13 protein-coding genes are annotated in these 16,425 nt (G+C 73.0%); 9 read left to right on the top strand and 4 right to left on the bottom strand.

The window, feature by feature from the left end; translation table 11 throughout:
* Positions 1-120 precede the first annotated feature (120 nt).
* The 4 genes from OHS71_RS30010 (at position 121) to OHS71_RS29995 (ending at position 5,946) form a co-directional block, all read left to right on the top strand.
* Positions 121-738, top strand: a complete 618-nt coding sequence (locus OHS71_RS30010; protein WP_398150724.1) for a beta-class carbonic anhydrase — start codon at positions 121-123, stop codon at positions 736-738.
* A 293-nt stretch (positions 739-1,031) separates the two neighbouring features.
* The gene (locus OHS71_RS30005) at positions 1,032-2,063 is read left to right on the top strand and encodes an AAA family ATPase (protein WP_328482447.1); all 1,032 of its coding nucleotides are present in this window, start codon (positions 1,032-1,034) and stop codon (positions 2,061-2,063) included.
* Positions 2,063-3,445: a DUF58 domain-containing protein gene (locus OHS71_RS30000; RefSeq protein ID WP_328482446.1), complete on the top strand. Its 1,383-nt coding sequence runs from the start codon at positions 2,063-2,065 to the stop codon at positions 3,443-3,445. Before OHS71_RS30005 ends, OHS71_RS30000 begins: the two co-directional genes overlap by 1 nt.
* Positions 3,442-5,946, top strand: a complete 2,505-nt coding sequence (locus OHS71_RS29995; protein WP_328482445.1) for a transglutaminase TgpA family protein — start codon at positions 3,442-3,444, stop codon at positions 5,944-5,946. The genes OHS71_RS30000 and OHS71_RS29995 overlap by 4 nt, the downstream gene beginning before the upstream one ends.
* Positions 5,947-6,708: 762 nt before the next feature.
* Here OHS71_RS29995 and OHS71_RS29990 read toward each other — a convergent pair.
* From OHS71_RS29990 to OHS71_RS29980, 3 genes are all read right to left on the bottom strand, one after another.
* Positions 6,709-7,113 carry a DUF3040 domain-containing protein gene (locus OHS71_RS29990; RefSeq protein WP_328482444.1) on the bottom strand — a complete coding sequence of 135 codons (405 nt, stop codon included), beginning with the start codon at positions 7,111-7,113 and terminating at the stop codon, positions 6,709-6,711.
* Positions 7,114-7,391: 278 nt separating this feature from the next.
* The gene (locus OHS71_RS29985; protein WP_328482443.1) at positions 7,392-8,219 is read right to left on the bottom strand and encodes a methyltransferase; all 828 of its coding nucleotides are present in this window, start codon (positions 8,217-8,219) and stop codon (positions 7,392-7,394) included.
* A gap of 176 nt (positions 8,220-8,395) precedes the next feature.
* Positions 8,396-8,959, bottom strand: a complete 564-nt coding sequence (locus OHS71_RS29980; protein WP_328482442.1) for an SAV_6107 family HEPN domain-containing protein — start codon at positions 8,957-8,959, stop codon at positions 8,396-8,398.
* 174 nt (positions 8,960-9,133) lie between these two features.
* Between OHS71_RS29980 and OHS71_RS29975 the strand changes: the two genes are divergently transcribed.
* From OHS71_RS29975 to OHS71_RS29955, 5 genes are all read left to right on the top strand, one after another.
* On the top strand, positions 9,134-10,006 hold the full coding sequence (locus OHS71_RS29975) for an ATP-binding cassette domain-containing protein (protein WP_328482441.1): 873 nt from the start codon (positions 9,134-9,136) through the stop codon (positions 10,004-10,006).
* Positions 9,978-12,062, top strand: coding sequence for a YhgE/Pip domain-containing protein (locus tag OHS71_RS29970; RefSeq protein ID WP_328482440.1), 2,085 nt, complete (start codon positions 9,978-9,980; stop codon positions 12,060-12,062). The genes OHS71_RS29975 and OHS71_RS29970 overlap by 29 nt, the downstream gene beginning before the upstream one ends.
* Positions 12,063-12,106: 44 nt before the next feature.
* A complete protein-coding gene (locus tag OHS71_RS29965) occupies positions 12,107-12,733 on the top strand; it encodes a TetR/AcrR family transcriptional regulator (RefSeq protein ID WP_328482439.1) in 627 nt (208 codons plus the stop codon).
* Positions 12,734-13,164: 431 nt separating this feature from the next.
* The gene (locus tag OHS71_RS29960) at positions 13,165-13,782 is read left to right on the top strand and encodes a DUF4126 domain-containing protein (protein WP_328482438.1); all 618 of its coding nucleotides are present in this window, start codon (positions 13,165-13,167) and stop codon (positions 13,780-13,782) included.
* Between the two features lie 38 nt (positions 13,783-13,820).
* Positions 13,821-15,293, top strand: coding sequence for a phytoene desaturase family protein (locus OHS71_RS29955; RefSeq protein WP_328482437.1), 1,473 nt, complete (start codon positions 13,821-13,823; stop codon positions 15,291-15,293).
* A 64-nt stretch (positions 15,294-15,357) separates the two neighbouring features.
* Here the strand turns inward: OHS71_RS29955 and OHS71_RS29950 are convergent, their stop codons facing one another.
* On the bottom strand, positions 15,358-16,395 hold the full coding sequence (locus OHS71_RS29950; RefSeq protein ID WP_328482436.1) for an SCO2102 family sporulation regulator: 1,038 nt from the start codon (positions 16,393-16,395) through the stop codon (positions 15,358-15,360).
* Positions 16,396-16,425: the final 30 nt, after the last annotated feature.

The following is a 16,425-nucleotide window of genomic DNA, read 5'->3' as shown; positions in this document are numbered from 1 at the left end:
CCTCCCGCTCCGCGTCACTTTAGTCCACGCTGTCTCGCGGTCAATCAACCGGCCTGCGCGGCGCGGCCCGGCCGGATCAGCCGCCCTCCCACCTGTGGCTTACCTCACAAAGAGCACGTGATGACGCTCTTTTTCCGTTCTCACAGCAGGACCGGGAGGGCCGTGACCAGTACCGTCATAGGTATGACGACTTCCGCATCGGTTCCCGCACGGCCCGAAGGCGCCATAATCGACGGCGCCACCAGCCCCGTCACCGACCGCCTCGTCGAGGCGAACGAGCGGTACGCGGCCGCCTTCACCGATCCCGGCATGGACGCCCGTCCCGTTCTGCGCGTGGCGGTCGTGGCCTGCATGGACGCCCGTCTCGACCTGCACGCGGCGCTCGGTCTCGAGCTCGGCGACTGCCACACGATCCGCAACGCCGGCGGCGTAGTCACGGACGACGTGATCCGCTCGCTCACCATCAGCCAGCGCAAGCTGGGCACGCGCAGCATCGTTCTCATCCACCACACCGGCTGCGGTCTGGAGGCGATCACCGAGGACTTCCGCACCGAGCTGGAAATGGAGGTCGGCCAGCGTCCGGCCTGGGCGGTTGAGGCCTTCCGGGACGTCGACCAGGACGTACGGCAGTCGATGCAGCGGGTGCGCACCTCACCGTTCCTGGTGCACGCCGACGACGTGCGCGGGTTCGTCTTCGACGTGAAGACGGGTCTGCTGCGCGAGGTCGACCCCGCGTAAACACCCCTCGGACCCTGTGCGACCGTTCACGGGCGCCGTCCTGCGTGCCGTCCGTCACTGTCGTTCGCTGTCGTTTCGCTGTTGATTTCCGCACCGTGGGCGCCCATATGGCCATAACACCGACATATCGCGGACAGTTGTCCACAGGCGAGTGACACGAATCGGTAACGGCGGCAAGAATGCGGGTGTGACGCCACGCTGAGCAGTTCTTGGACGGCGTCCGTGATTCGGGGTGGGCCGGTTTGCCGCACAGAGCGTCGGCCCGGAGAAAGTTTTGGGCCGAGGAGGGCCGGGTGACGACCTATGACGAGCGAGCGAGCCTCACAGATCTGACCGCCACTGTGGAGCGTGTCCGCAGTTCGGTGGAGGGAGTGATCGAGGGCAAGCCCGAGGTCGTACGGCTTTCGCTGACCGTGCTCCTCGCCGAGGGGCATCTGCTGATCGAGGACGTGCCGGGCGTCGGCAAGACGATGCTCGCCAAGGCACTGGCGAAGTCCATCGACTGTTCCGTCCGCCGTATCCAGTTCACGCCCGACCTGCTGCCCTCGGACATCACCGGTGTGTCCATCTGGGACCAGCAGCGCCGCGAATTCGAGTTCAAGCCGGGCGCGATCTTCTCGCAGATCGTGATCGGCGACGAGATCAACCGTGCCTCGCCCAAGACGCAGTCGGCGCTCCTGGAATCACTGGAGGAGCGCCAGGTCACCGTCGACGGGACGACCTACGAGCTCCCCAGCCCGTTCATGGTGGTGGCCACGCAGAACCCGGTCGAGATGGAGGGCACGTACCCGCTGCCCGAGGCCCAGCGCGACCGCTTCATGGCGCGGGTGTCCATCGGCTACCCGAGCGCGGAGGCCGAGCTCCAGATGCTCGACGTGCACGGCGGGGTCAGCCCGCTGGACGACCTTCAGCCGGTCGCCCACGCCCACGAGATCGTGAAGCTGATCGACGCCGTGCGCGGTGTCCACGTCGCCGACTCTGTCCGCCGATACGCGGTCGACCTGGTCTCCGCCACCCGCACCCACCCCGACCTCAGACTCGGCGCCTCCCCGCGCGCCACGCTGCACCTGGTGCGCGCCGCCAAGGCCACCGCCGCCCTCAGCGGCCGGGACTACGCGCTGCCGGACGACGTGCAGAACCTCGCCGTGGCGGTCCTGGCCCACCGTCTGCTGCCCACCGCGCAGGCGCAGCTGAACCGCCGCACGGCGGAGCAGGTCGTCGAGGAGATCATCCAGCACACCTCGGTGCCCGCCTCCCCCCAGCAGCACGGGTACGGGCTGGCCCACGGCACACCGGCGTACGGCCAGCAGTCGCGGAGGCTGTGATGGCCGCCGGCGGGGCCGGGCAGTCGTCGACGGGCCGCGGGGACAAGAGCGAGAGAAGCGGCGCACGCACGGCCCTGGCCGGTCTGACCACCCGCGGCCGCTCCTTCCTGGCCGCCGGCATCGCGGCCGCCATCTGCGCCTATGTGCTCGGACAGCCCGACCTGCTGCGGGTCGGGCTGCTGCTCGCCGCACTGCCGCTGATCTGCGCGGCCGTCGTCTACCGCACCCGCTACCGGGTCGCGGGCAGCCGACGGCTCTCCCCCGCGCGCGTGCCCGCCGGCAGCGAGGCCCGCGTCCACCTGCGGATGGACAACGTCTCGCGGCTGCCCACCGGCCTGCTGATGCTCCAGGACCGGGTGCCCTACGTGCTCGGCCCGCGTCCCCGCTTCGTCCTGGACCGGGTCGAGGCGGGCGGCCGCCGCGAGGTCTCCTACCGGGTCCGCTCCGACCTGCGCGGCCGCTATCCGCTGGGCCCGCTCCAGCTGCGCCTGAGTGATCCGTTCGGCATGTGCGAGCTCACCAGGGCCTTCTCCACCTACGACACCCTGACGGTGATCCCGCGCGTGGAGCCGCTGCCCCCGGTCCGTCTGAGCGGCGAGGCCAAGGGGTACGGCGACGGACGGCAGCGCTCGCTGGCGCTGGCCGGCGAGGACGACGTGATCCCGCGCGCCTACCGCCACGGCGACGACCTGCGCCGGGTGCACTGGCGGCTGACCGCCCGCTACGGCGAGCTGATGGTGCGCCGCGAGGAACAGCCCCAGCGGTCCCGCTGCACGGTGCTGCTGGACACCCGGGGCCTGGCCTACCAGGGGGCGGGCCCGGACTCCGCGTTCGAGTGGGCGGTCTCGGGCGCGGCCTCCGCGCTGGTGCACATGCTGGAGCGGGGTTTCTCGGTGCGGCTGCTGACGGACACGGGCGACTCGGTGCCCGGGGAGGGCGCCGACGGATTCGCCGGTCCGAGCCAGGAGTCGGCGGACGCGGCCGGTCTGATGATGGACACCCTCGCGGTGGTCGACCACTCCGACGGCACGGGCCTGTCCCGGTCGTACGACGTGCTGCGCGGCGGCAACGAGGGGCTGCTGGTGGCTTTTCTCGGCGATCTCGACGAGGAGCAGGCCGCGGTGGCCGCGAAGATGCGCCAGCGCAGCGGCGGCGCGGTGGCCTTCCTGCTGGACGGGGACAGCTGGGTGCGTGAACCGAACGGCGCACCCGATCCGATGAACAGGCAGGAGGAGCGGCTGCGGATGCTGCGCGAGGCGGGCTGGACGGCCCTCAGCGTGCCGCGGGGCGCTTCGCTGAGCGAGCTGTGGCGCCAGGCGGACCGTGAGCGGGCGGGTCTGACGACGGCGGGCGGGACGAGCGGCGGGGAGGGCAGGGCATGAGCGGGCGGGCTCGGATGACGCTGTGTTCGGCGGCGGCGACGCTGATGGCCGCGTGCGCCATGCTGCCTCTCGTCACCCCGGCGACCTGGCTCCTCCAGGCGGCGTTCCTGCTGGCGATCCAGTCCGGGGTGGGCGTGGCGACCCGGCGGGTGCCGATGGCCCGGCCGTTGACCGTGGCCGCCCAGTCCCTGGTCACGCTGGTGCTGCTGACCCTGCTGTTCGCCCGGGAGTACGCCCTCGCCGGCCTCGTTCCCGGCCCTGACGTCTTCCGCCACCTCGGTGATCTGCTCCAGACGGGCGCCGACGACGTGGGGCGGTACGCGATCCCGGCCCCGCTGTCCGACGGCATCCGGCTGATGGTCATCGGCGGCGTGCTGGTGATCGGCCTGGCGGTGGACACCCTCGCGGTGACCTACCGCAACGCGGCTCCGGCCGGTCTGCCGCTGCTGGCGCTGTACTCGGTCGCCGCGGGCCTGTCCGACGGGGCGACCGACTGGCTGTGGTTCCTCGTCGCCGCGGCCGGCTATCTGATGCTGCTGCTCGCCGAGGGCCGGGAGCGGCTCTCGCAGTGGGGCCGGGTCTTCGGCGGCGGGCCGCGCAGAGCGGGCGAGCAACCCGGCCCGGTGGCTCCGGTACGCACCGGCCGGCGGATCGGCATGGCCGCGCTGGGCGTGGCCCTCGTGGTGCCGCTCCTCCCGCTGCCCGCCATACAGGGCGGCCTGCTGGGCGGCACGGGCACCGGCGTGGGCATGGGCAACGGCAGCGGGGGCACCATCTCCGCGGTCAACCCGCTCGTCTCGCTGCGCGACAGCCTGAACGTGGACGAGGACCGCACGGTCCTCACGCTGCGGACCAACGCGGCGAACATCTCGGACATGTACCTGCGGATCGTGTCGCTCGACGACTTCGACGGCACGACGTGGAAACCGGCGAAGCGTCACATCGTCGCCGTCCCGGACGAGTTCCCCTCGCCCACCGGACTGGGCCCGGACGTCAAGCGCGCGGAGATCACCACCCGCATCGCGGCCGCCGCCGGGTACGCGCAGGACTGGCTGCCGATGCCGTACCCGCCGAGCCGCGTCCGGATCAAGGGCAACTGGCGGTACGAGCCGGTCGGCATGACACTGGTCGGCGACCACGGCCAGAACACCAGCGGCAAGACGTACCAGGTGACGAGCCTGGATGTGCAGCCGACGGCGGAGCAGCTGGCCTCGGCACCCAACGCGCCCGGCTCCGTGAAGAGTGCGTACACCAAGGTTCCGGACTCCCTCCCGCCGGTGGTGGCACGGCAGGCCCGGGAGATCACCAAGGGCGCCACGAGCGACTACCAGAAGGCGGTCGAGCTCCAGAACTACTTCGCGGTGACGGGCGGCTTCGAGTACGACACCGAGGTCGAGGTCGGCAGCGGTTCCAACGCGATCGCCCGCTTCCTGCGGGACAAGCAGGGCTTCTGCGTCCACTTCTCGTTCGCGATGGCCGCGATGGCCCGCACGCTGGGCATACCGGCGCGGGTCGCGGTGGGCTTCGCGCCGGGGACTCCGCAGTCGGACGGCTCGGTCGCGGTCGGGCTGAAGGACGCGCACGCCTGGCCCGAACTGTACTTCGAGGGTGTCGGCTGGACCCGTTTCGAGCCGACCCCGACCCGGGGCTCGACGCCCACCTACACCTTGCCCGACAGCACGGGCGAGGACGTCCCCGCGCTGCCGCAGCCCTCCGGCTCGGCGAACGCGGCGCCTTCGACCGAGCCTTCGGCGAGCACCAGCTGCTCGGCCCAGGACAAGAAGCTCGAGGGGTGCGCCGCGGCGCTGCCGCTGGACCCGACGCAGCAGGACGGCGACGGTCCCCGCTGGTACGCGATCGCCGGGTGGACGCTGCTGGGCCTGGCGGTACTCGCCGTACCGCTGCTGCCGATGCTGTGGCGGCTGCGACGGCGTTCGGTGCGGCTGGCGTCCGCTCAGCACTCCACGTCCTCGCAGGCCGGGGCGCCCCCGGGCCGGCGCAAGGACGGCGCCCACGGTGAGCAGCCGGACGACACCGGTCCGGGAGTCCTGCTGGACGTGCCGCCGCAGGAGGCCGACGACGTGGCCGTCGGGCATGTGCTGGCAGTGTGGCGCGAGCTGACCGACACGGCCTGGGACTACGGCATCGAGCCGAACGAGGCGTTGACCCCACGGCGGGCGGCGGCGCGGATCGTCCGGATCGGGGAGCTGGACGAGACTGTGGGCCGTTCGGTGCACCGGGTCGCGGGCGCCGTGGAACAGGTGCTGTTCGCCCCGGAACCCAGGGCCGAGGCCGGGCTCGCCGACGACGTCCGCAGGGTGCGGGCGGCTCTGCGGGAGAAGGCCGGCTGGTCCGCGCGCGTGCGTGCCGTCGTGGCGCCGCGTTCGGCCGTCCGCGCGGTATGGGACCTGTCCGACCGCTGGAAGTCCCGCAAGGCGTCCTGGGCGGCTCGTCTGGCAGCCCTCGTACGCCGCCCGTCAGGCCAGCAGCAGGGCGGCTGAGCCGAGAGATCCGATCCGCCCGCCCTGTGAGCCGAACCGGCCCCGAGGCGGAGGAGCCGCCCTGGGCCCGAGGAGGCCCTGGGGCGAGCCCGAGGAGGCCTGGGGCGGCCGGCAGAGGCTGGGGGGCCCGGCCCCAGCCTCTGCCGGGGCGGCCCCGGACGCGAGGTCTGCGGGACGGGGCACGCGCCCCGGGACCCCTCGCGTCGGCACGACACGGCCACGGGTACAACCCGCGACGCATCGGCGGAAGGCCTCACCTGACACGCGCCCACAGCGCGGGGCGGGGCGTCGTGGCCCGACCTGGCACGCGCCCCGGGATCCCTCGCGTCGGCACGACACAGCCACGGGCACAACCCGCGACGCATCGGCGGAAGGCCTCACCTGACACGCGCCCACAGCGCGGGGCGGGGCGTCGTGGCCCGACCTGGCACGCGCCCCGGGACCCCTCGCGTCGGCACGACACGGCCACGGGCACAACCCGCGACGCATCGGCGGAAGGCCTCACCTGACACGCGCCCACAGCGCGGGGCGCGAGGCGGGGGCCGGGTTCAGGAGGGTCCAGAGGTGAGGCCCGGGGTGGTGGCCCTGGGGCGGGCCCTAAGCGCTGGGCACGGGGTCGGCGGGGGTCTGGCACGGCTCGGGGCCCGGCAGGCGGGGTCGGGGCGGGGCGGGGTCGGGTTGTGGCGGGACAGTGTTGAGGGGCGACCACCCGGCCGGGTGGTCGCCCCTCAACACTGTCCGTCTGTGGGTGATGTCGGGATGTCAGTGACCGCCCTGTTCGTCACGGCGGCGCTGCCAGCGCTGTTCGATCCGGTCCATCATGGAGCGCTTCTGCCGACCCTGCACGCGGGTGTGCGGGGCGCCCGGGGCTCCTGCCGAGGACTGCTCGCCCGGCTTGGGGGCCTTGCGCCAGCCGGTCACCGCGAGAACCGCGCAGCCCAGCATGACGAGGAAGCCCACCACGCTCAGCCAGACCTGTTTGGCGACCATACCGGCCATGAGGAGCGCGATACCCACGAGGAAGCCTGCGACCGCCTGGTAGACCCGCCGCCGGGTGTACGTACGCAGCCCGCTTCCCTCGAGCGCCGACGCGAACTTGGGATCTTCGGCGTACAGCGCTCGCTCCATCTGCTCGAGCATGCGCTGCTCGTGCTCCGAGAGCGGCACGGAGTCCTCCTCATCGTGCAGTCGCCGGGGGGCGACCCGGGGGGTCCCTTCAGGATAGGCAGGGAATCGCCCCCGTGAAACCCGCCCCTCTACGCCAATTGGCCAACCGGATCCCGTCATGGACGTCCCGACTCGCTGAGGATTCCATTCCCCGGCGGCCGACCCGTCATGCCGGGCGGTCTCCCCCGATCATACGGCGCAGCGCGCCCGAACGGGGGGCCTGTGGCGTACTCCATGCGCGGCCAAGGCCCTGATCAGCGCTCCGCCCCGGGAGACGCTCAGGTCCCGTCGGTCCCCCGTGTCTCCCCCAGCACATGAAGCTGGGTGGCCACGGAGTGGAAGGCGGGCAGCGCGGCGGCTGCCTCCTCGAGCTTCAGCAGGGCTTCCAGGGCGCCGGGCTCGGTGTCCACGAGCACACCCGGGACGAGATCGGCGAAGACCCGCACGCCGTGCACCGACCCGACGCGCAGGCCCGCGCCCTCGACCAGGGAGGTGAGCTGCTCCGCCGTGAAACGGCGCGGCACGGGGTCGCCCGCGCCCCAGCGCCCGTCCGGGCCGGTGAGGGCCTGCCGGGCCTCTTTGAAGTGGCCGGCGAGGGCGCGCGCGAGCACGGCTCCGCCGAGGCCCGCCGCGAGCAGGCTGAGGACGCCCTCGGAACGCAGCGCGGCCACCACGTTGCGGACACCCTCGGCCGGGTCGTCGACGTACTCCAGGACGCCGTGGCACAGGACCGCGTCGAAGCCGCCCCGCTCGACCACGTCGAAGAGTCCGTGGGCATCGCCCTGGACACCCGTGACCCGGTCGGCGACGCCGGCCTCGGCCGTACGGCGCTCCAGGGCGAACAGCGCGTTGGGGCTGGGGTCGACGACCGTGACCCGGTGCCCGAGGAGGGCGACGGGCACCGCGAAGTTGCCGCTGCCGCCGCCGGTGTCGAGGACGTCGAGCGACTCCCGCCCGGTCGCCTTGACCCGGCGATCGAGAGCCTCTTGGAGGACCTCCCAGACCACGGCGGTGCGGAGGGCGGCCCGGGGCCGAGGGGTTTCGGAGCGTTGCGGGGTCGTTCCGGGGCGGTGGGGGGAGACGGGCGGGCGCATCGGGTCCGACACGGCAGTTGACTCCTCGGCGCGGCACCGCCTCTTGCGCGGCGGAGCGAACGGGCTGCCTCCCCGGGCCGGTCCGGCCCGCAGAGCGGGCGGGCGGAGAGAAGGCTTCAGGCGCCTTCCACCCTATTGCCTCCGGCACCTCGCCCGGTCACGGCGGTACGCCGTGGCGGGGGCCCACGTCAGCCCGCGTCCGGGAGGTCACGCCCCGCCCCGGAGCCGTCCGGGTCGTCCCCCTCCTGGCGTGGCTGCGGCAGGACCGGCTGGAGCACCAGCATGCGTTCGACGAGACGGAGGAACATCGCCACGTCGCGTATCAGGTCGTCGGCGTCCCGTCGGGTGGCCGCGCCCTGGATGCCCGCCTCGGCCCGGGCGCGGCGCCGGGCTCCGGAGGCGAACAGCGCGCTCCACTCGGCGAGTTCGGTTGCGATCTCGGGGAGTACCTCCCAGGCGCTGCGGATGCGGGCCCGGCGGCGCGGGGAGGGTTCCGGGCGGCCCCGGGCGGCGAGCACGGCCGCCGCGGTGCGCAGGGCCGCGAGATGGGCCGTCGCGTAGCGCTCGTTGGGGGTTTCGAGGACGGCCGCCTCGTCGAGCCCGGCGCGGGCCTGGGCGAGCAGGTCGAGGGCGGCGGGCGGGGCCGTGGTGCGGCGCAGCACGGGGTGCACATCGCTCGCCGGGCCGTTCAGTGAGGGTGCAGGGCCGGTGGCGCGGCGCCGGTGTGCGGCGGCTGCGTGGTAGGTGGCCATGACGAACCTCCTGTCGTCTGTGTGACGGCACGCCCCGATACGGGGTGCCGTATGGGCCCATCGTGCGGTATGCCACTGACAATCCGTTCTGACCTGGGCTTTTGCTTCGAGCGCAGGTTCGGGTTATTTTTTGCACTGACCAGTCAGTTCAAATTGTTGAAACCAGGGGGACCTGTGGACGGAGTCGGTGTCACAGCCGACGGCTTCGGGCTCCGAGGCCCTCGGGGATGGGTGTTCCGAGGCATCGGCGTCGACGCGGAGCCCGGCTCGCTGATCGCGGTCAAGGGGCCCTCCGGCTCCGGCCGGACCAGCCTGCTGCTCGCCCTCACCGGGCGGATGAAGGCCACCGAGGGGACGGCGACGGTGGGCGGGGCACGGCTGCCGAAGCAGTCGGCGGCCGTGCGGCGCGTCGGCGCGCTCGCGCACGTCACCGGCGTGACCGATCTCGACCCGGCCCTGACCGTCGGGGAGCACCTGCGCGAACGGGCGCTGCTGGAGCGGCGGTTCGGCGGCTCCGTACGCGAGTTGCTGCGACCGCGCGCGGAGCGGGCGGCCGGGGTGCGGCTGCGCGTCGACGCCGCCCTGTCGGCCGCCGGGCTCGACCAGGAATCCCTGCCCAAGGGGCCGCGGACCGCCGTCCGCGATCTGGAGCGGCTCGAAGCGCTGCGGCTGTCCGTGGCGCTGGCGCTCATCGGGCGCCCCGGCCTCCTCGGCGTCGACGACGTCGACCTGAAGCTCGCGGACGCCGAGCGGGAGGAGGCCTGGGCTCTGCTCAGGTCCCTCGCCGAGGCCGGGACGACGGTCCTCGCGGTGTGCGGCGAGGCCCCCGAGGGCGCGGTCGTGGTCTCCACGGGCTCGATCGCCCTGCCCGACGCGTCCACCGGGACCGCCGCATCGACGCAGTCCGTCAAGCCCAGCGAGCCCACCGAGCCCGCCGAGCCCAAGGAGCCCAGCGAGCCCGCCGAGCCCGCCGGCTCCACCCCGTCCACCGGCACCGAGCAGGAAGAGGAGAAGACGGATGCGATCGCCGAGACTGGCCGTCCTTGAGCTGCGGCGCTTCGGACGGGGCAGGCTTCCCCGGGCCGCTCTCGTCGCGCTCCTGCTGCTGCCCCTGCTGTACGGCGCGCTGTACCTGTGGTCGTTCTGGGACCCGTACGGGCACCTCGACCGCATCCCCGTGGCGCTCGTGAACGACGACAAGGGGGCCACCGCCGACGGGAAGAGGCTCAGCGCCGGGGACGACATCACCAAGGGCCTGCGCGACAGCGAGGTCTTCGACTGGCGTGAGGTGAGCGCAGCCGAGGCGCGTGCGGGCGTGGAGGACGGCAGGTACTACCTGTCACTGACCATGCCGGCCGACTTCAGCAGGCGGATCGCCTCCAGCGCGGGCGACTCCCCCGAGACGAGCGCCCTCCAGGTACGCACGAACGACGCGAACAACTACATCGTCGGGCAGATCTCGCGCACGGTCTTCGGCGAGGTGCGCAGGGCGGCGTCCACGAAGGCCTCGCGGTCCTTCCTCGACAAGATCTTCGTCTCGTTCTCCGACATCCACGGCGCGACCGCGAAGGCCGCCGACGGGGCAGACGACCTCACCGGGGGAATCGGTAAGGCCGAGAAGGGCTCCAAGGACCTCGCCGACGGGCTGAGCGACGCCCAGGACGGCAGCGGCAAGCTGGCGAAGGGCCTGAAGAAGCTCGACAAGGGCGCCGACGACCTCGAGGACGGGTCGCAGAAGGTCGCGGACGGCACCCAGACACTCGCCGACAAGGTCAACGGGGTCGCCGACACCCTGGGGCCCTTCGTCAAGAAGAACGAGAAGACCATCGGGGACACCGCCCAGCTGGTGGCCGACTCCGCCAAGGTGATCCGCGACAACCTCGCGACCCTGGTGAAGGTGGCGCCGACCGCCGCCGAGGGTGCCCACACGGCCTCGGACACGCTCGCCGCCGTGTACGAGGCACGCTGTGAGACGCCGGTGCTGCCCGACACCGCGTGCGCCGACCTGAAGAAGGCGAAGGACGCGGCCGCCGACGTCGCGAAGGTCGCCGACGACCTCAACACGCTCGTCGCCGACCAGGACGGCGACCTCAAGACGCTCCGCACGAACCTGGCCGCCCTCCAGAAGCAGGCGCAGTCGCTCGCCGACAGCGCCCCGCATCTCTCCGAGGACCTCGACGACGCCGTGACCAAGGTCAACGCGCTCAACACGGGCGCCGCCAAGGTCGCCAAGGGCGCCAAGGCGCTGCACACCGGGATCGGCACGGCCAGGACCGGGTCGGTCGACCTCGACGCGGGCGTCACCAAGCTCGAGACGGGTGCCCAGGACCTCAACGGCGGCATCTACAAGCTCTCCGACGGCTCCGGCAAGCTCGCCGACGGCCTGCACGACGGCGCCGGGCAGATCCCCGACTACGACGCGCGGCAGCGGGACGCGCGCACCGCCGTCATGGCCGACCCGGTGCAGCTCGCCTCGCAGGACCTGCACAAGGCACCCAACTACGGCACCGGTTTCGCCCCGTACTTCATCCCGCTGTCGCTGTGGGTGGGCGCCATGGTGGCGTACATGCTGATCTCGCCGATGAACCGGCGCGCGCTCGCCGCGGGCGCCCCGGCGTGGCGGATCGCGCTGGCGGGCTGGCTGCCGGTGGTCGCGATCGGCGTGCTCCAGACGACGGCCCTGATGGCCGTGCTGCACTGGGCGATCGGCCTGGAGATGGCGCACGCGGCCGGCACGGTGGGCTTCCTCTTCCTGGTGACTGCGTGCTTCGCGGCCCTCGTGCAGTGGCTCAACGCGCGCTTCGGGGCAGCGGGCCGGATCCTCGTCCTCGCCCTGCTGATGCTCCAGCTGACCTCGGCCGGCGGCACCTACCCGGTGCAGACCAGCCCCGGCTTCTTCAGCGCCATCCACCCCTACCTGCCGATGAGTTACGTCGTCGAGGCGCTGCGCAGGCTGATCACGGGCGGCGGTCCGGGACCGGTGTGGCACGCGTGCGTGGTGCTCGTCGCCTTCACCGCGGGCGCTCTCGCGCTGACCGCCCTGTCGGCACGCCGCCGCCAGGTCTGGACCGTGGACCGGCTGCACCCGGAGCTGAGCCTGTGAGGATCGGGCGTCCGGCGGGCGGGGTACCTGTGACAATCGAGACCATGGAAAGCAGCACCACCCCGGGCGGCCGCACCCGCCGCGAGGCCACCCGGCAGAAGCTCTACGAGGCAGCCGTCACGCTCATCGCCGAGCAGGGCTTCTCCGCGACGACAGTGGACGAGATCGCCGAACGGGCCGGCGTCGCGAAGGGCACCGTCTACTACAACTTCGCGAGCAAGTCGGTCCTCTTCGAGGAGCTGCTCAGGCATGGCGTGGGTCTGCTCACCGCCTCACTGCGGGAAGCGGCCGAGCGCACGGCCCGCGAGGGCGGCAGCAGGGTCGACGCCCTGGACGCGATGGTCCGCGCGGGACTCGTCTTCATCGACCGCTACCCGTCCTTCACCCAGCTCTACGTGGCCGAGCTGTGGCGCACCAACCGGGCCTGGCAGTCCACGCTCATGGTGGTCAGGCAGGAGGCGGTGGCCGTCGTCGAGGGGGTGCTGCGCGAGGGCGTCGAGAACGGCGAGTTCAGCGAGGAGATCGATGTGCAGCTGACGGCGGCGGCCCTGGTGGGCATGGTGCTGGTGGCCGCGCTGGACTGGCAGGCCTTCCAGCCGGAGCGGTCCCTGGACGACGTCCATTCGGCGCTGTCGCGGCTGCTCCAGGGGCGGGTCAGCGGACGCCCGTAGCCGCGGCGGCGGCCTGCACGCGCGAGCGCGGCACCGGCCCGCACCCGCGCGTGCGGGCGCACGAAAGCGCCGGTCCGCGGTGGCCACGTCCCCCGTGGGCCGCCTCGAACCGGCGCTCTCTCGTGCTCCCCCCGTTCCCCCGTCGTCCCCCGTTTCCCCCGTTGTTCCCCCGTGCGGTCGTTCCCCCGGGGTGCCCCCCGCGTCTCGCTCCCGCCGAAACCGCCGGCGGAAGGAGCGGATCGAGGGCCGCTCCGTTCCGGCGCCCCGTGTCGCCGGTGCCGGAGCCGCGCCCCCTTCCGTGCCACCACTCTCCCGTTCGCGCAGGTCCGCCCCATCCGTGCGCGTACTCATCTCCTCCCCTAGGTACGTGTACTCAGCTCTGCGCGCTCAACCCCAGGACGCCGTGCCGCCGACTGGCTACGATCGCGTCCGTGTCCGTACTCCCCCTCGTGTTCACCAGCGGCTGGGCCAGCGGCATCAACGCCTACGCGGTGGTGCTGCTCCTCGGCGTGTTCGGCGCGACCGGCCTGAGCGACGACGTCCCGGAGGCGTTGCAGCGCCCCGAGGTGCTCATCGTCGCGGGCTTCCTGTTCCTCTGCGAGGCGGTCGCCGACAAGATCCCGTACTTCGACTCGGCGTGGGACACGGTGCACACCGTCGTCCGGCCGGCGGCGGGAGCCTGGGTCGGCGCGCTGCTCGCCGGGCAGAGCGGTTCCCTCTCCGATGCGGCGGCGGGCCTGCTCGGCGGCTCGACGGCGCTGGCCAGTCATGCCGTCAAGGCCGGCACCCGGATGGCCGTCAACACCTCGCCGGAGCCGTTCAGCAACGTGGTGGTGAGCCTGGCCGAGGATCTCGGGGTCGCCGGCATCGTGACGTTCGCCATCTTCCATCCGGTGGCCGCCTCGGTCGTCGCGGGCGCCCTGCTGCTGGCGGGGCTGCTGGTCCTGTTCTTCCTCGTGTCCCGGATCCGCCGGTTCCTGAGGCGCAGGGCGCAACGGCGTGAGGAACGCCGGCTGGAGCGGCACCCGTGGCCGCCGCCACCGGCCTGACCCGGTGACGGTCGGTGGCGGCCGATAAGGTCACGGGCATGGCAGGGATTGCGGTGATCGGCGCCGGGATGGGCGCGCTGGCGGCGGCCGCCCGGCTGGCCGTGGCGGGCCACCGGGTGACGGTGTACGAGCGTACGCAGACGTACGGCGGAGCGGTGCGCCGCTTCGAGCGGGACGGGTTCGCCTTCGACACGGGGCCCGCTCTGCTGCCCCTGCCCGCCGTCTACCGCGACCTCTTCGTCAAGACCGGCAAGGAGCCGCTGGAGGACTGCGTCGAGCTGGTCCAGGTCGACCCGTCCGCGCGGCACGTCTTCGCGGACGGCACCGAGGTGTCACTGCCGAACGCCTCGCGCGCGGGTGTCGTCACGGCGCTGGACGAGGCGCTCGGGGCGCCTGCCGGGCAGCGCTGGGGGGACTTCCTGGTCCGGGCCCGTGAGGCGTGGGACCGCACCCGCCGTCCGCTCCTGGAGGAGCCGCTGTGGCCCGACTGGTCGGTGCTGGCCGCCCGCGAGCCCTACCCGGCGGTCCCGCACAAGCGGCTGCTGCGCACCCGCGTGGCCGGCACCCTCGCCGAAGTCGGCGCCTGGGAGCTGCGTGACCCCAGGCTCGCGGCGCTGGTCGAGGGCCATGCGCTCGCGTACGGCCTGGACCCGCGGGTCACCCCGGCGAGCGCCGCCGTCCTGCCGTACATGGAGCACGCCTTCGGCATGTGGTACGTGCGCGGGGGCTTGCGGGAGCTGGCCCGCGCGGTCCACGAGCGCTGTGTCGCCCGCCGGGTGGAGTTCGTCTTCGGCGCCGAGGTCACCCGGATCCTGGAGAAGGACGGCCGGGCGGTGGGCGTGGAACTCGCCGGAGGCGAGGTGCGGGAGGCGGACTTCGTGGTCGCTCCCGGCAGCGCCGGCGGTCTGCCCGCCCGCGCGGAAGGCGAGGTCGCCCCGCAGCGGGGCCTGCCGAGCCGGCTGACCGTGCTGCTCGCGCTGCGCGGCGCCCGGCCGGAGGGGACCGCGCACCGGACTGTGGTGCACACGCGGGACCGCGACGCGGAGTTGGAGAGCCTCTTCGGCAGGATGCCGTCGGTGCCCGCGCGGCCGACGACCACGGTGCTGCGGCCCGGCGACCCGGCGCTCGTCCCGGACGGCGACCACGAGGCGGTCACGCTCAGTGCCGTGGTGCCCGCCGGGGCGGAGACGCGCGACGAGCACGTGGACGCGCTGATGGCCGCCGCCGAGCGGGCCGTCCCCGGTCTGCGCGACCGCGTCCTGTGGCATGAGGTGCGTTCCCCCGCCGACATCGCGCGGGAGACCGGTGCGGCCGGCGGGTCGGTCCCGGCGCCGGCGCTGGCGGCGGCCGGGGGGCGGCTGCTGCACCCGGCCAACTCCACCGCGTTGCAGGGCCTGTTCACGGTGGGCGGCTGGTCCCACCCGGGTGGCGGACTGCCGCACGCGGGCATGTCGGGCGCGCTGGTGTCCGGACTGATCGTGGAGGGCCCGCAGTTCCGCGGCTCGCAGTGAGTTCCCACCGGACCCGGAGCACACGGCTCACCCGGCAGGGGGCGTGCCGAGCGCAACGCGGCGGTCAGAACCGGTACTGCTCGTCGTAGCCGGTGTTGCCCTGGCCGTGGCCCTGCTGCTGCCCGTCACCCTGGTACGGGTACTGCTGCTGTTCGGGCTGGTACTCACCGCCGAGCGGGTCGTCGGTGTTGCGCTGCTGCGGGACCCAGACGCCGCCGGACGGGGTCTCCCCGTAGCCGCCCGTGCCGTACTGCTCCTGGGCGTAGCCCTGTTGCCCGTACTGCTGCTGGCCGTAGTTGGCGTCGTAGGAGCCGCCGCCGTAGGTCTGGGTGCCGATGTACGGGTCGGAGTAGGCGGCGTACTGCTGCTCGCCGGTGGCGTCGTAGCCGTACTGCTGCTGGTGGTACTCGGAGTACGTGTCGTACCCGTAGTTCTGGTCGGCGCCCTGGGCGGCCGTCGCGTACTGGTCCTGGGGCCGGCCCTGCGACTGGCCCTGGCCCTGGCCGGTCGCGTTGGCGTACGCGGTGTCGCTGTAGACGCCGTAGGAGCCGGTGTCGTCGGGCATGGGCTGCGGCTCGTAGACGGAGGTGGTCCCGGCGGCCGAGGGGTCGGCGGCGCGGGCGGGAGTGAAGACGTCGTCGCGGTCGTAGTCGTCGTCCCCGAAGGTGCTTCGGTCGCCGAAGGCGTTCTCGTCCTGGCCGAACGCGCGGTGGTCGGCGCCGTACTGCGGGTCGGCCCCGGCCTCGCCCGCTTCCAGACCGGACACCTCGAGCGTGGGGTCCTTGCGCTCGGCCTTGCCGCGGCGGCGCTTGGCGACCGGACCGTCGTCACCGTCCGTGTCCGCGTCGCCACGCCGGAAGGCCCAGCCCTCCGCGAAGCCGCGCCGGAACGACAGCGTGACGTAGGTCTGGCCGACCGCGAAGGCGGCCGCACCCAGCGCGATGACGACCACCGACGGGATCAGGACACCGAGGACGACGCCCAGGAAGCCGACGAAGGCGAGCAGCCTCCAGCGCAGCCGCGCCTTGTACTGCAACAGAACCTCGCCGAGCAGCCACAGCGCGACGAAGCCAAACGCGATGTAGAGGACCGTCCAGCCCATGTACGCCCCTCTCCCAGTGGCCGCTACGCA

Source organism: Streptomyces sp. NBC_00377 (assembly GCF_036075115.1).
Classification (GTDB): Bacteria; Actinomycetota; Actinomycetes; order Streptomycetales; family Streptomycetaceae; genus Streptomyces.
The sequence above is the reverse complement of the archived record's forward strand: the minus strand, read 5'-3'. Positions and strand labels throughout refer to the sequence as shown.

Excerpts from the sequence above, each read along its gene's own strand:
- OHS71_RS30010 (WP_398150724.1), top strand. The coding sequence starts at position 121 with ATGACGCTCTTTTTCCGTTCTCACAGCAGGACCGGGAGGGCCGTGACC.
- OHS71_RS30000 (WP_328482446.1), top strand. The coding sequence starts at position 2,063 with ATGGCCGCCGGCGGGGCCGGGCAGTCGTCGACGGGCCGCGGGGACAAG.
- OHS71_RS29995 (WP_328482445.1), top strand. The coding sequence starts at position 3,442 with ATGAGCGGGCGGGCTCGGATGACGCTGTGTTCGGCGGCGGCGACGCTG.
- OHS71_RS29980 (WP_328482442.1), bottom strand. The coding sequence starts at position 8,959 with ATGGCCACCTACCACGCAGCCGCCGCACACCGGCGCCGCGCCACCGGC.
- OHS71_RS29970 (WP_328482440.1), top strand. The coding sequence starts at position 9,978 with ATGCGATCGCCGAGACTGGCCGTCCTTGAGCTGCGGCGCTTCGGACGG.
- OHS71_RS29965 (WP_328482439.1), top strand. The coding sequence starts at position 12,107 with ATGGAAAGCAGCACCACCCCGGGCGGCCGCACCCGCCGCGAGGCCACC.
- OHS71_RS29955 (WP_328482437.1), top strand. The coding sequence starts at position 13,821 with ATGGCAGGGATTGCGGTGATCGGCGCCGGGATGGGCGCGCTGGCGGCG.
- OHS71_RS29950 (WP_328482436.1), bottom strand. The coding sequence starts at position 16,395 with ATGGGCTGGACGGTCCTCTACATCGCGTTTGGCTTCGTCGCGCTGTGG.